Source organism: Dictyobacter aurantiacus, from assembly GCF_003967515.1.
GTDB lineage: Bacteria > Chloroflexota > Ktedonobacteria > Ktedonobacterales > Ktedonobacteraceae > Dictyobacter > Dictyobacter aurantiacus.
The window spans coordinates 2,019,331-2,033,141 of sequence record NZ_BIFQ01000001.1; the positions used below are offsets into that span (position 1 = coordinate 2,019,331).

General features: G+C 53.8%; 10 protein-coding genes and 1 tRNA gene. 7 read left to right on the top strand and 4 right to left on the bottom strand.

What is annotated here, in order from left to right; genetic code table 11:
* The first annotated feature begins 8 nt into the window (after positions 1-8).
* A complete protein-coding gene (locus KTT_RS08120; protein ID WP_126595497.1) occupies positions 9-680 on the top strand; it encodes a hypothetical protein in 672 nt (223 codons plus the stop codon).
* Positions 681-765: 85 nt separating this feature from the next.
* Here the strand turns inward: KTT_RS08120 and KTT_RS08125 are convergent, their stop codons facing one another.
* Entirely contained in the window at positions 766-1,437 is a 672-nt protein-coding gene (locus KTT_RS08125; RefSeq protein ID WP_126595498.1) for an RNA polymerase sigma factor, read from the bottom strand.
* 533 nt (positions 1,438-1,970) lie between these two features.
* Here KTT_RS08125 and KTT_RS08130 point away from each other — a divergent pair.
* From KTT_RS08130 to KTT_RS08150, 5 genes are all read left to right on the top strand, one after another.
* On the top strand, positions 1,971-4,091 hold the full coding sequence (locus tag KTT_RS08130; RefSeq protein ID WP_160145727.1) for a MerR family transcriptional regulator: 2,121 nt from the start codon (positions 1,971-1,973) through the stop codon (positions 4,089-4,091).
* Positions 4,092-4,332: 241 nt separating this feature from the next.
* Positions 4,333-5,073 carry a nucleoside/nucleotide kinase family protein gene (locus tag KTT_RS08135; protein WP_126595500.1) on the top strand — a complete coding sequence of 247 codons (741 nt, stop codon included), beginning with the start codon at positions 4,333-4,335 and terminating at the stop codon, positions 5,071-5,073.
* A gap of 78 nt (positions 5,074-5,151) precedes the next feature.
* The gene (gene rho / locus KTT_RS08140; RefSeq protein ID WP_126595501.1) at positions 5,152-6,072 is read left to right on the top strand and encodes a transcription termination factor Rho; all 921 of its coding nucleotides are present in this window, start codon (positions 5,152-5,154) and stop codon (positions 6,070-6,072) included.
* A 215-nt stretch (positions 6,073-6,287) separates the two neighbouring features.
* Positions 6,288-7,037, top strand: a complete 750-nt coding sequence (locus KTT_RS08145; protein ID WP_126595502.1) for a zinc ribbon domain-containing protein — start codon at positions 6,288-6,290, stop codon at positions 7,035-7,037.
* A gap of 90 nt (positions 7,038-7,127) precedes the next feature.
* Positions 7,128-8,435 (top strand): thymidine phosphorylase, encoded by a 1,308-nt coding sequence (locus KTT_RS08150; RefSeq protein WP_126595503.1) that lies wholly within the window; start codon positions 7,128-7,130, stop codon positions 8,433-8,435.
* Positions 8,436-8,736: 301 nt separating this feature from the next.
* On the opposite strand, the gene KTT_RS08155 is transcribed toward KTT_RS08150, so the two are convergent.
* Positions 8,737-8,813 (bottom strand) — tRNA-Glu (locus tag KTT_RS08155).
* Positions 8,814-8,982: 169 nt separating this feature from the next.
* Here KTT_RS08155 and pepE point away from each other — a divergent pair.
* On the top strand, positions 8,983-9,726 hold the full coding sequence (gene pepE / locus KTT_RS08160; protein WP_126595504.1) for a dipeptidase PepE: 744 nt from the start codon (positions 8,983-8,985) through the stop codon (positions 9,724-9,726).
* A gap of 109 nt (positions 9,727-9,835) precedes the next feature.
* Here the strand turns inward: pepE and KTT_RS08165 are convergent, their stop codons facing one another.
* Both KTT_RS08165 and KTT_RS08170 read right to left on the bottom strand, forming a co-directional pair.
* Positions 9,836-10,783, bottom strand: coding sequence for a ZIP family metal transporter (locus KTT_RS08165; protein ID WP_126595505.1), 948 nt, complete (start codon positions 10,781-10,783; stop codon positions 9,836-9,838).
* Positions 10,784-10,999: 216 nt separating this feature from the next.
* Entirely contained in the window at positions 11,000-13,681 is a 2,682-nt protein-coding gene (locus KTT_RS08170; protein ID WP_126595506.1) for a M1 family metallopeptidase, read from the bottom strand.
* Between the last annotated feature and the right edge of the window lie 130 nt (positions 13,682-13,811).

A 13,811-nucleotide genomic window follows, 5' to 3' on the forward strand; every position in this document is an offset into this window, starting at 1 on the left:
TGTGATTGATGTTAGCAAAGGTATTCGTTTTAGGGCGTCCTGGTAGTGGCAAGACAACGGCAATTTATCATCTTTTGAATGTAACACGCCAGCGCGGCTATACAGCCCTGAATATAGATGACTATGGCATTCTTTACCACATGTCACGCGATGAAAAACACCATGAGCAATTTCGCCGCACAGCTTATGATGGCTTCGATGTGCTGGATCTCTCGGTCTTTGATGTGGCCCTGCAGAGGTTAGAACAACAGGTACGCGCGCTCTCAGCACATGAAGACAACGGCATCATTACCATTGAGTTCGCGCGCAACGATTATGCCCAGGCCCTGCATCAGTTTAGTCCCGATTTCTTGCAAGATGCGTATATATTCTTTGTCGACGCAGACCTCAATACGTGCATTGAGCGCATTTATCAACGCATCGCCGGGCCACAGACCAATAGCGGGCACTTCGTTTCGGACTATATTATGCATACATATTATAGCTATGATAACTGGCCCTATGTCAGCACCCAACTGGCCTCGACCTATCACATCACGAAAACAATCGAGACGTTTCGCAATACAGGCAGCGTCCCACAGCTACTAACCAGGGTTGAGCAGTTCGCGGAACACATCTTCAACACCGAATTTGAACGGCCAGCCCCGGCCGATTCTTTAAAACAACTGGCGCATGCCTGAAGAAAAACGAAACGCCTGCGTGGCGAGAGGTAGTCTGCCTCTCGCCCGCAAGGCGTTGAAAGATTCTGCGATATCAAAACCGTTTTTACACCTGTACCTGCTGCTTTAAGCGCTTGTAAGCGATGCTGCGCAAGGCGGCATCTCGACCACGAATGATCGGATCCTCGGATCGCGGTCGCCTGTATTCGCTCAACTGCAGGCCGACATCCCGCAGGGCCTGCTCTAACAACGATGGCTCACCATCTAAATCAGACATATTGGCCAGATCCGTCAGCAGGGCTACTTTCTGACCGAGTGGGAAGCCCGCCACGATCCGGGCCACTGACACAATGATTGAGTCCAACATCAAGCGGTCCAGCGCAATCTGGGAGGCATCAACAATCTCATGTGGTCCCGCCGTGACATCCAATGCCTGCTGATCATTCTCGTTGAGGGTTGGACGCACCAGACACCAGTCCTTTTTACGCCAATCCCGAAAATAGTTACGCGCGATCACCCGGCTCAGTGCCTTCAAAGAACCTATGGGAGACATCTCGCCACGAGCAGCGCGCTGTTGATAACGAAATGTCCGCACGACAGCTTCATGAGCAATGTCTTCCGCGATCTCCCGGTGCTGACCATACCAGGATGAGACGCGAGAGTCGCGCACCCACATTTCAACCAGTGGCAGTAACCAGTTATACAGGTCATACCACACTTGCCCATCCGCCATATCGTAGCTGCTGCCCTGGTGGGTAGATGTTGCATCTGTTGCCATGAAAGTGACCTCCCGAATATGGTCTGCCTACGCCTGCGCTACAATACCGGCACGTCGCCGTTATCCACAGTTGATCACTACATTATCGCGGCAGAAAAGAGCTTTAGCACCCTTCCCTACTCTGGTTCTATCCTGTATGCACTACCCACAATATGTAAATGTTCACCAGCCCCGACAACAGAAAGAAGACTGTTCTGAAGATTGTTTACAATTAAGAAGAAAATTGCTATATTTAAAGTATATGGTACCTGAGAAGAAGTTTTTTGTCAATGGCATGAAAGAAAGTTACGCACCTCAGATAACAAAAGGTAATCTTTCTTAACTTTTCTGACGATAGCTTTAAATTACCTGACCATCATGCATTTATCATCAGAAAAACTTATCCTATCGGAGTTTTTAACTATCCGTTGATAAAAAACCTCATATTTTTTATTTGAAATAGGTATACAAACTAATACAATTGTGGTACTATTAAACCTGTGTTGCATCAGCCCTGAATTTTTCTCCACTTTTTCAGCGAGGCGAAGATGGATGTGCGAAGTAAGCAATCAATACAGGAGCATTTACAAAAAGCAGATGTTCAAGAACGTATCTTGCAGAATATCCACCGAGGGCGTGATGAGGCGACGGTTACCATCAGTCGCGCGGCCGAGCTATTTGGCATTACCGAAAATAAGTTGCGCGACTGGGAAGAATATGGCTTCCTGAATCCACTGCGCCCCGGTGGACCCAAGGGACGACGCCTGTATGCACCAGCAGAGTTAGATAAGCTGGCTATCATTCGTGAATTGATCAACGCAGGCTATGCGGCCAGCGATATTCCAGCCGATATCGATAAGCTCTGGCACACTATTCGTTCGCTGGCAGAGCTTGAGTTGGCCAGCAATGCGGCCAACCATACCCCTTCACTTACCCCACTATCACCGGTTAATGAGCTTTCGATCAATCAGCGTATTCATCAGGGACGCGATGAGCTGTTCTGGAACTTTTATATCGCGCGGGCTCTGCGTCTGGCCTTGAAGTTGATCTGTGAGGATATCCCCAATACGACGGCCGGGTTAATCCTGCCCCTCTCACCCACCGCTAACGCACAGGGGGTACAACGCATTGAGGATCTGGAGACCCTGGGGGAATCCCTTGTGGGCTGGCTGAGTCAGAGCGGCTCATCTCATACCCTCCTGACATCTCGTCCATGGTTTCAATATACCTCTGATTTTCGCGTTGAGCATCTACAGGAGATGCGCGCCGGTATCCCGCAGTCTGAGCAGGTATGTGATCAGACCCTGATTATTTTGCAGCGCGAGACAAGTCCGCTGACGTTAAGTAGAGAGGTGGTAAAAACGATTCAGCGCCTGCTGGAACCGCTCTATGCGGAGGTAGAGCATGTACGTGCCTCCCTGGGACCGGGCGCACGCGATAGCATCGATCCCGCCACTGACCTCTATAATAATATGAACCATGAGGATGCCATTCTCAATGGCCTGGCAGATATGGTGATCCGACTGGGGGGCACGCTGCGCACGGGCCAGCCGCGCTGGCGCTTCTGCTGGATCTTGCTGCCGCGCGATATTTCACAACCGGCCAGTATGAGCCATCTGACGCTGAGAGCCCAGAATCAAGATGCTTTCTATACCACCCGTCTCCCCCTCGCCGGACTGGATAAGTATACCAGCTATCCGTTTATCAGGGCCCTGTACAGCCGTCATATCATCTATGAGCCCAATATACCTGCCTCGGACGCACAGGCTATTCTGCGCGACCTGGACGTGCCTGTGCGCTCTTCTATCGCCATACCTATCTCCGGTGAAGATGGCCTGCCGCTGGGCGTGCTGCATGTGGCCTCCCACCTGCGCGATGCCTTTAGTAAAGACGACCAACGTCTGCTACGTGTCATCTGTCGCATGGCGGAGGAGCTATTGAAAACGTACTGGATACGTCAGCAGGTAGCACGACATATGGGCAGCATGGTCAAAAATCCGGCCGTTATTGATACGCTGTTTGAGGGCTTTGCCTCGGAGTATGACTTTAATCAGAGTGTAGAAGGACTGCTGAAGCCGCTGCAGAGCAACCGGGGCAAGGGCGGCAAAGACAAGCTAAACGATAAAGTGGTCTCCTTTATCGCACTGGACATCGATAAATATACGAGCCTGACCAACAAATATGGTGAACGCCTGATGCGCAATCTCACCCGAGAGGTCGGCCTGCGTATTCAGGAACAGATCCGCACCTTCTTCAAAGAATATCCCGAGTGCCAGCTCTATCATATCTACGCCGACCGCTTCTTTATCCTGCTCAAGAATACGTCTCTCGAACAGACGCGCGAACACGCGGAGCGGCTGCGCATCGGGACCATGGGTCCCTACAAGCTGGATGCCCTGCGTATCTTCGCTGATCAACAGAGCCGCTCCGAAAGCCTGATAGAGATGACGGATATCACCATGCGCTTCGGCGTCACCTCTTATCCTTATTCCAAGTTGGACGAGATTCTGCATGAGCACGCCCCCGAATATGCCATCCCCGAGGTGCGTTCGATTATTACTTCAGCTCTGGACGTCGCCCTGGTGAAAGGACAGATAGATGGCGGCAACGTCGTCATCAGTTGGGACTACGAGCAGCGCAACTTTATTCGCTGGTCCCCTCCAAAGGCCCGGTAATCGCTCTTGAGCTTTTTCAACGATGATTTTCTATCTAAAGTATATTCCTCTACGTCCCAATAACTCTTACTCTTCCGATTTACAGTTACCCCCCATCCCATATACGCGTTACGTGTGTATATTAGCAGTACCAGCCCTCCTCCCTCCAAGGCTTACGGCCATTCAAATGGATAGAGCTACTGTAATTATTTATAGGTTAATTAAAGCAGAGGTGGATGGGCAGACGGGAGAACATATAGTTATGGCCATCAATCTTTTTTTATTGGGACGACCCGGTTCCGGCAAATCTACGGCGGCCCATTATATCCAGTGGTTGCTTAAAAAATATCATTGGTCTGCCGTGCATATAAATGATTATCATTTTTTATTGAACCAGTTCAGGGAGGACATTCATCAGCGCAAGTTTAAACCAAGTGGTTGTGGCGGCTTTGATGTGCTGGACTTTTCTGTTCTGGATGAAGTGCTGCGCGACCTTGAACATGAGGCACAAAACTACGCGGCCCATCCACGTACCGTGCTCCTGCTGGAATTCGCACGTAATGACTATATGCAGGCCCTGCGACAGTTTCAGACCGATTTCTTGCGGAATGCCTGCTTTCTCTTTTTTGAGGCTGACCTGGATACCTGCGTTGATCGTGTCTATACGCGTGCCTATCACCCAACCAATGCGGATGACCATTTTATCTCGGAAGAGATGTTACGCAGTTATTATCATGAGGACAACAGGGTTCATCTGATTTATCAATTGCTTTCTAGCTACGGTGTCGGAGAAAACAATATATGTGTGATCCATAATAACAGTACCCGGCGCAACTTCTATGAACAGGTGCGCCGCTTTACAGTGGACCAATTACTCAGTCCTGCCAAAGAACACCAGCACCCTGTCGGGATCCACACGGCAGACCACGAGTATGCACCTGCTTATACCAAACACCCGACATCCGGCCGAGCTTATGAACGCCGACAACGGCAGAAAATGTAGATACGCCCCGGATTTGACGTATGTGATACAGTGTGAATAACGTATCCCCCCTAGTAGTTGATAGGAGATCCATGACGAGTGGCATCTACACATACTCCATTTGATAAGCTAACTCCGATCCATCCTAATCGTCGTATTACGTTAGAAACCGGGAAACAACCGATAGCGCCACGCATGATTGATCTTCTGGTGCCGCTCGGCTTTGGGCAGCGCGCGTTGATCGTCGCTCCCCCTCAGGCAGGCAAGACGACGATTCTGCGTCAGGTCGCGGCAGCAACCATGCAAAATTTTCCTGAGGCCCGCCTCTATCTCTGCCTGGTCGATGAGCGACCAGAGGAGGTCACCGACTGGCGCATGGAGGTGCGCGGACCCCAGGTTCGCATGTATGCTTCTAGCTTTGATCAGCAGTCCTCCAAACATGGACGCATCGTTGAGCAGGCCCTGCAGGATGCCAGACGCGAAGTGGCCCAAGGACATGACGTCGTTATTTTACTGGATTCTTTGACACGTTTAGCACGCGCCCATAATCTGAATACCGATATGTGGCAGACACCGCGCAACCAGCGTGGAGGCTATGGGAGCCGCACGCTGTCGGGCGGCATCGACGCCCACGCTCTTGAGATTGGACGCCGCGTCTTCGGAGCCGCCCGTGCCCTGGAGGAAGGTGGCAGCCTGACCATTGTGGCTAGCTGCCTGGTTGAGACAGGTAGCCGGCTGGATGAGGTTGTCTACGAAGAATTTAAAGGCACGGGCAACCTTGAAATACGCCTCTCGCGCGAACTGGCCGACCGGCGCATCTTTCCGGCCATCGACGTTACCACGTCCAGTACGCGCCAGGAGGAGCGTCTGCTCTCATCGGAAGAGCTACGTGCCATGTCTATCGTTCGTCGCCGCATGGCCGATATCCCTCGTCGCGACGCCGCGGAACAGGTCATCCAGCTCTTCGCCAAAACCCCCACCAACGCCCAACTCGTAGAGGCAATTCTCAAACAAGGCTAAACAAGTCCAGTAGCAGTTGAGGTCGTCTCACGACGACCTCAACTGCTACTGGACTTCCTGGTCCCACCATTGTGATATACTACAGCCAAAAAGAAGTTTTTCATGCGGCCGTTTACCGGCACAATTGGATATCATAGCCCATACCCACGTTTTATGTATCAGAGACCCCGTCCAATACTTTTGATATTGTCTGCAAACAGACTGGAGAGCAATCTATGCGCTGTCCTCATTGTGGTGGATTAAATCCAGATACTTCTAAATATTGTATTCGTTGTGGACGCACATTCGCCCCACAGCAACAAAATGTTTTTCAGCCGGCGCAGCGTCCGGTCTATCCTCCCAGGCCCGCGACACCGCCTCAGCAGTCAAGGCCCGTCTATCCGCCGCCGTCTCCAGCGCGTCCGGCTCCGCCAGAACGTCCAACGGTCGCGCCACAGCCACCCCGACCAACCGTCTATCCACCAACTACTCCCAGGACCACGCCGCCGGTATCCGCTCCACCAGCGGCGCCCGCGCGCCCAGCACCCAGACCATTCAGAGCCGATCAGGGAAGTTGGTCGCCCGAGCCTCCCATCCCACCCGCGCCAGAGCCGCCCGCGCCATTTCCTCCCCACACCGTGGCCCAACTTAAACAATTAGTCGGCGGCGCGCTGGATTATACAGTGGTGAACGAAAATACCGATTATCGCTCGAAAAAAGTGGTACAGATCCTCTATCGGCGTTGCGCCCAATGGCAACAGGTCGCGACCCTGTTAAAGGCTTTTAACGATCTTGACGATAAGAAATTTGGCACAGTCGTCATTCAGGGTGTGTATAATCAAGAGCATACACTCTATGCGTTTACCAATGGACAACTCATCTTTGATCGCGATGTACGCCTGGGCAGCCAGACACAGAAGCGCTATCAAATTGAGACCGATAACGGCTACGCCATGGAGGCGGTGCGCATCGTAGTATCTGAATAGCTACCTGGCACAATCAGCTCATCCTTTCACAAAGATGTGCAGGTTGATTGATTGCTATGGCAGCGAGCTGAAATTGTGGAATAACAACATATGCAAATGGTTGAGCTTATCACCAGGAAGAGGGATGGGGGGACGTTCAGTACAGAGGAGATCACCTGGTTAATCGAACACTATACACAGGGCAGCATTCCTGATTATCAGATGGCCGCTCTGCTGATGGCTATTTATTTACGCGGCATGGACGCGCGCGAGACCAGCGATCTGACGCTAGCAATGGCTCGCTCAGGCGCCCAATTGCACGTCAATACACAGGTTTCACCGGTGATAGACAAACATAGCACCGGAGGCGTGGGCGATAAGGTCACGCTGGCCGTGGCGCCTCTGGTCGCGGCCTGCGGGGTCGCCGTGGGCAAGATGACCGGTCGGGGACTGGGCCATACCGGCGGCACCGTCGATAAATTGGAGTCTGTCGATGGATTCCACGTCGAACTGTCGCGCGACGAGTTTATGCGTATCTTGCAAGAGCACCAGATCGTGCTAGCTGGTCAATCCAATGAACTGGCGCCGGCCGACGGCAAACTCTACGCCCTGCGGGATGTCACCGGCACCATCGAGAGCATCCCATTGATCGCCTCTAGCATCATGAGTAAGAAGCTGGCCGTCGGTGCTTCCCACCTGCTGCTGGACGTTAAATTTGGCTCAGGCGCGTTCATGAAGACGATTGAACAAGCCCGGCAACTGGCGCGGGCTATGGTTGAGATTGGACGCGCGGCGGGACTGCATACGGTGGCCGCGATCACCTCGATGGAACAGCCGCTGGGACGCGCCATCGGCAACTCCATTGAATTGAGGGAAGCCATCGATATTCTGCGTGGCCAGGGACCGGCCGATGTATCTGAGCTCTGCTACCACGAAGCAGCGGAGCTGCTGATGATGACAGGTAAGGCATCCGACGAGACAGCTGCAAACCAGATAGTAGCACAGGCAATCCAATCGGGAGCCGCCGTCAAAAAGCTGGCGGAGATCATCGCCGCTCAGGGTGGCAATCCTGGACAGATTGAGCAACCCGAACTGCTACCAACCGCGCCGGTCAAGACAATGCTGAAGTCTCCGCGTGGCGGCTACATAGCCTCCATCAACGCCGAAGGCATCGGGGTGGCCAGCATGCACCTGGGCGCCGGACGCTTCAAGAAGGGCGATCCCATCGACCATCGCACCGGCCTGATCCTGCAGGCCAAAGTAGGTGATCATCTGGCGACTGGCGATCCACTGATTGAGATCCATGCCCGTGACGAACAGGAGGCCCATGATATACAGGCATCACTGCTCGCCTGCTATCAATGGAGCGAAAACCCTGTCCAGACCCAATCCCTGATCCACGACATCATCCGCCCCTGAGTTCACTCGACAGAACCAGGGACCTTTAATAAACAAAGCCAGATAGTGCCACAGGAGCGCACTATTTCCAGTGCACCTCTGGTCTGTACAGCCATTTATATAATAGTGCCACAGGAGCGCACTGCTTCCAGTGCACCTCTGGTCTGTACAGCCATTTATATAATAGTGCCACAGGAGCGCATTCGCGCTCCTGTGGCACTATTATATATACCGGTGCGGCCGCGCACGCGGACGCCCGTGCGGGGGCGCCCAGGCACACTAATAAAAAAAGAGATCGTGTGCACGATCTCCTTTTTACTTCTGGTAGCGCATACGGGATTCGAACCCGTGATCTCCGCCTTGAGAGGGCGATGTCCTAAACCACTAGACGAATGCGCCATATTTGTTGTCATAGGTATGTAACACTTGTTGAGTGCTTGCTCTCCCTACGGCTCATGTATTATGCCATGACCACCATCCTTTGTCAAGAGTCAGTTCAGAGAAAAAACGGGGCATCGACAGATCGTCTACAATAGACACAAAACCATATACTCAAAGAGAGGATATAATGGAAGATAATCTTTTATTGCTCAGCAATTCGCAAACACACAATATGGGCTTTCTGGAACATGCCAGAGAAGCGCTAGTGGAATTCCTCGATGGGCGCCGCTCCATCTATTTCGCGCCCTACGCGGCGAAGGTCAGCGCCTATGACAGCTACACAGCCACCATTCAGGAGGCCTTTAAACCATTCAACGTCACCGTCACCGGGCTGCATACGGTAGACCGACCGGCCGCGGCCCTGCGTGATGCCGAGGTCCTGTTTGTGGGAGGCGGCAATAGTTTTCGTCTGCTCAAAACGCTGCAGCAACTGGATGTGATTAACGTGGTGCGTGAACGCGTGACACACGGCGAGCTACGTTACATGGGTTCCAGCGCCGGTACCAACATGTCCTGTCCCAGTCTGCGCACGACCAATGACATGCCCATCGTGCAGCCCGCCTCCTTCGCCTCCTTCGGCCTCATTTCTTTTCAGATCAATCCACACTATCAGGACCCACCGACCGACTCGACACATATGGGTGAGACTCGTGAACAAAGAATCCTGGAGTTTCTGGATGAGAACGATGTACCCGTGGTGGGCCTACGCGAAGGCTCGTGGCTGCGCAAGCGCGGCGCATCCCTGGCACTGGAAGGTCTGACCGCCGCCCGCATCTTCAGACGCAACACCGCGCCCCAGGAATACAAGCCCGGCTCAGACCTATCCTGGCTGCTCACCCTGCCCGCGACCTTTGACCAGAGCCAGCCTTAAGAATGCCCATCATGGAGAGAGCATTCTCTAAAATGCACGAGCGCCCGCGTTCAAACGGGCGCTCATGCAATAGTGCGACATTCAGAGAGGATATTTCTTCAGTTAGGGCTTATGCTCCCGCGTAGGTAACAATCAGGTCCGTCAGGTAACCGAGGAAGAAGCCGAGCAGCAGGCCCCACATGACGATCTCGGGGGCGCGCACCTTCTTGGCCACGCCAAACAGTTCGGCGACCACGTAGATGATAGCGCCGGCGGCCAGGGCCAGGCAGAAGATAAAAACCTCGGTGGAGTGGAAGGCGATGCCGAATATGGTGCCCAGGAATGTTGGGCCACCACCGATCAGACCGAGCATGGCGATGAATTTCCAGGACACACGCTGACCCGTCAGGGGTCCAGCAATTCCAAATCCTTCGGTCATATTATGCAGCCCAAAACCGATGATGAGAATGGTTGCCAGTTGTAGCGCGCCCGCCGCCGCCGATTGCCCGATGGCCAGTCCCTCCGAGAAGTTATGGAAGCCGATGCCGATGGCGATAATCAACGACAACGTCGCAGGGGCCAGGTCCCTCGAAGGGGCAGGCGCCGCCACACTTGTAACAGGCTCGGCTACCGCGACCTTAGACTTGCCCTTGCCCGCCTGGTCGGATGCCTCTAGCTCATTGGCTCCAACGCTGGCCAGGGCGATCTGAGAGGTGGGAACAGGAGTACGTCCCGTTGCTGCCTGGCTCCTGGTCCACTTCAGACGCCCAATCACAAATTTATTGAAATACACCAATCCCATCAAGCCAATGATCAGGCCCAGCAACATCAAGACAACGTCCAGGATCAGCGACGCACCACCAGTATTATGCGAGTGCACCTGGTCGATCAGATCATTAATTGGCTCACTGGCTTTCCCCACAACATCGTAAAGCAAGAACACAAGCACACCTGTAGCCACCATACTAAGAAAAGCTTTCAGCAACTGTGGGGCGCGCTTAAAGAACGCTAGAGGCAGACCCAGGTAGATTGTTAGACCGGCAAAAGCACCGAGCAAAATAATGGTTCCGGTAGGCACAAGTGATTCCTTTCATCCACCGTCGTGAGATGGATAGCAACTATTCTGGCATAACTAATATCCTAGTTACCCACTCGGATATTAGCATAGCCTAATGCAAAAAATCAAGACCCGCATTCCCGATTTGTATGGTGAGAAACATAAAAAAAGCAGATGCGGGAGTTAGACTCCTGCATCTGCTTTTTTTATGTGGTTAGCGCCTTACACAGGCAGATTTTATTTCAGCCTGACCTCAATGGCCGACAGTTGCTCACGCAACTTGCGGTTCTCTTCGCGGACCTCATCCAGGTCGCTACGCAGTTGTTTAAGCTGTGCCTCGTCTTTGCCTTCGGTACTGAGCCTCTGGGCGGCAACCAGGTAGGTGCGCTGAGCGCCGGAGTCCAGTTCGGTATCGGCCATGCTCTTCAAGACGGGGATGGCACGTTTATCACCGAACTCGGCCAGGGCCCGTGCCGCCGTTGAGCGCGTAGGCGCCCAGCTATCGTGCTCAAGGATATGGATCAGTGCCGTGACGGCGCTCTCACGGGCTCCCTCACTGTATAGGGCCCGTTGTTGTCCTGCCGCCTGCAGACCCACGACGGCCGCTCGGCGCAGAGTGGGATGGTTGTGGTCGCTGCCAGCGTACTCGGTCATGATGTTTATGGCGCGATCTTCACCACTATGGCCGAGGCCGCTGAAGATGCCACGCTGCACATGGTTCATCCAGCTCGCACGATCCAGCAAACCGGTCAGAAAATCGACCACGCCTTCGGTACGGGTACGGCCCAGCGCCTCGGCGGCATTGGCTTCGACCATGTAGCTGATATCCCCCTTGTTCAGGAGGGTCCGCAAGACTTCAGAGGAACGGAGGGCCAGCTCGGCCTGCTGCGGTGCCTGGAACTTGCCCAGCGCGCTTACTACCGCCGCGCGCACCTTCGAGGATTTGCGGGGATCCAGCTTCTCCAGCGAGTCAATCAAGGCACTCTGAGCCCGCTCGCTACCCACGGTCGCCAGGGCTCTGGCGGCTGTGACGCGTACGCCCCAGAAGGGATCGTTATTGAGCGCAGAGACCAGGGCCTTCAGGCTGTCTTCGTCCTTCTGTTTAGCCAGTTCCTGAGCCGCCTCAACCCGGCCCAGTATGTCGGGATCGTGGGCCAACTGGTAGCGCAGCATACGGTTGGAACGCTCAAACTTGAGGGTCTTCAACAACCAGCCGTCTGGATCAACACGCACCAGCAGCGGCTCACGCTCCAGCGGCAGATAGAAGCTCTGCTCTGTCTGCCCATCTTCTCCAAGCTGGACCTGCATGGTCACGGTGCGTGTCTGCGTGCTGTCTCCCTTTTTGGCCTCTTCATCCGAAGTGGGTACGGTAAAGGCAATATCGAGCGGCATATAGAAACAGGCGGTCAACTCATCGACTTTCTGGGTCTGCTTGACCTTGACCTTTGCCAGTTTACGCTCGATATCCCAGCTATAGTTCACCTCTAACTCGGGATGCCCGCCGCCATGAACCCATTGCTGGAAGAAGCGCTCCAGGCTGTGTCCCGTCACCTCTTCAAGGGTACGCAGAAGATCGGCCGTCACCACCGATTTACCACGATACTTTTCGACATACGCCTTCATACCACGGCGGAAGCCCTGATCGGTCAGGCGGTGGCGCAGCATATGCAGGACCCAGGCGCCTTTGTTATACAGATGGCGATCAAACAGTTCAAAGCCGCGATCATGGTACACATGATAGACGATCGGGCGGCGATAGTGGCTATCCTCATCCAGATATCCCTGCTTCTCGCGCAGCATCGAGTATTTAAACTCATCATTGCCGAGATCATGCTCCTCCCACATCTGCTCGAAGTAGGTGGCAAACCCTTCTTTGAGCCAGGCATTGGCCAGGTCGCGACAGGTCAGCAGATCGCCAAACCACTGGTGGGCCAGTTCATGAGCCACCACCGGTACCACATCCATATCCAGCGCGGCGCGCTCATCCGGTAGAAGCGAGAAGCTGTGCGTGGTGGTAGTCGTATGCTCCATAGCGCCGGTGTAGATCTCAACGACCGTCTGGGCATACTTGTCGTAGGGATACTCGACGCCGATATACTCGCTGAAGAAGCGCATCATCTTCGGAGTCTTACCCATCAGCAGGGTCGCATCACCCTCACGATCTTTGCGCACATAGTAGTTGACCGGCTTGCCGTTGTAAGAATCTTCAATGACGGCAAAATCACCCACCACCAACGAGATCAGATAGGCCCCATGGGGAACGTCGTGACGCCAGTGGTGCGTTTTGGTAGCGCCATTGTCTTTGACTTCCAGCAGATTGCCATTGGAAATAGTAATAAATTCGGCAGGGACGGTAGCGATGATTTCCGACGTCGCCTGATCGTCCATGCTGTCATGGCAGGGGAACCAGTGACTGTTGTAACGTGGTTCTCCGAAGGTCCACGCGTGCACCGGGCGGGTGGGATCTTCAGGTACCGGCTTCATGAAATGCAGGCCGATGCGCGGCTGCGCATGATAGGTTACCGCGACGGTAAACTGCTCGCCGTGCTTATACGGCCGATCCAGGACCACCAGCAACTTGCGATTGGTGGTTGAGTATTCCAGTCGGGTGCCATTCTCAAGTGCCACCTTCTCGATCTGCAGTTCCTCGGCATCAAGAGAAATGCTACGCACCTCTTCAAACAGCGTTCGGAAGGTTGTATAGGCAGTGCCACTGATCGTCTCCTGATCAAAGTCCAGCGTAATATCCAGCTTCACATGCTGAATGTCGGCTGGCCGATCAGGAGCATAATGCAGTTGATCACCAGGGAACTCAAATGAGCGTGCTTTGGGAGACGGTAGGGAGTGATGCTCATTAAACACGAGCAGGCCATAGCCATTGCCCAGTTCAAGCGCTTCCCCACGATGACAGGTAAACAAGATGTTACTCCTACTCTAGTATGAAGGTAAAAAATGGGGAGGTGCAGGAGGGGCTCGCCGCCCCTCCTGCCGGGGTTTGGGGCGTCCCCAAAACCTCCCACCCTCTCCTTCCCGCCTGCGGCGGGAACAC

Coding starts and splice junctions, on each gene's coding strand:
- KTT_RS08120 (WP_126595497.1), top strand. CDS start 9: ATGTTAGCAAAGGTATTCGTTTTAGGGCGTCCTGGTAGTGGCAAGACA.
- KTT_RS08125 (WP_126595498.1), bottom strand. CDS start 1,437: ATGGCAACAGATGCAACATCTACCCACCAGGGCAGCAGCTACGATATG.
- KTT_RS08135 (WP_126595500.1), top strand. CDS start 4,333: ATGGCCATCAATCTTTTTTTATTGGGACGACCCGGTTCCGGCAAATCT.
- KTT_RS08145 (WP_126595502.1), top strand. CDS start 6,288: ATGCGCTGTCCTCATTGTGGTGGATTAAATCCAGATACTTCTAAATAT.
- KTT_RS08150 (WP_126595503.1), top strand. CDS start 7,128: ATGCAAATGGTTGAGCTTATCACCAGGAAGAGGGATGGGGGGACGTTC.
- pepE (WP_126595504.1), top strand. CDS start 8,983: ATGGAAGATAATCTTTTATTGCTCAGCAATTCGCAAACACACAATATG.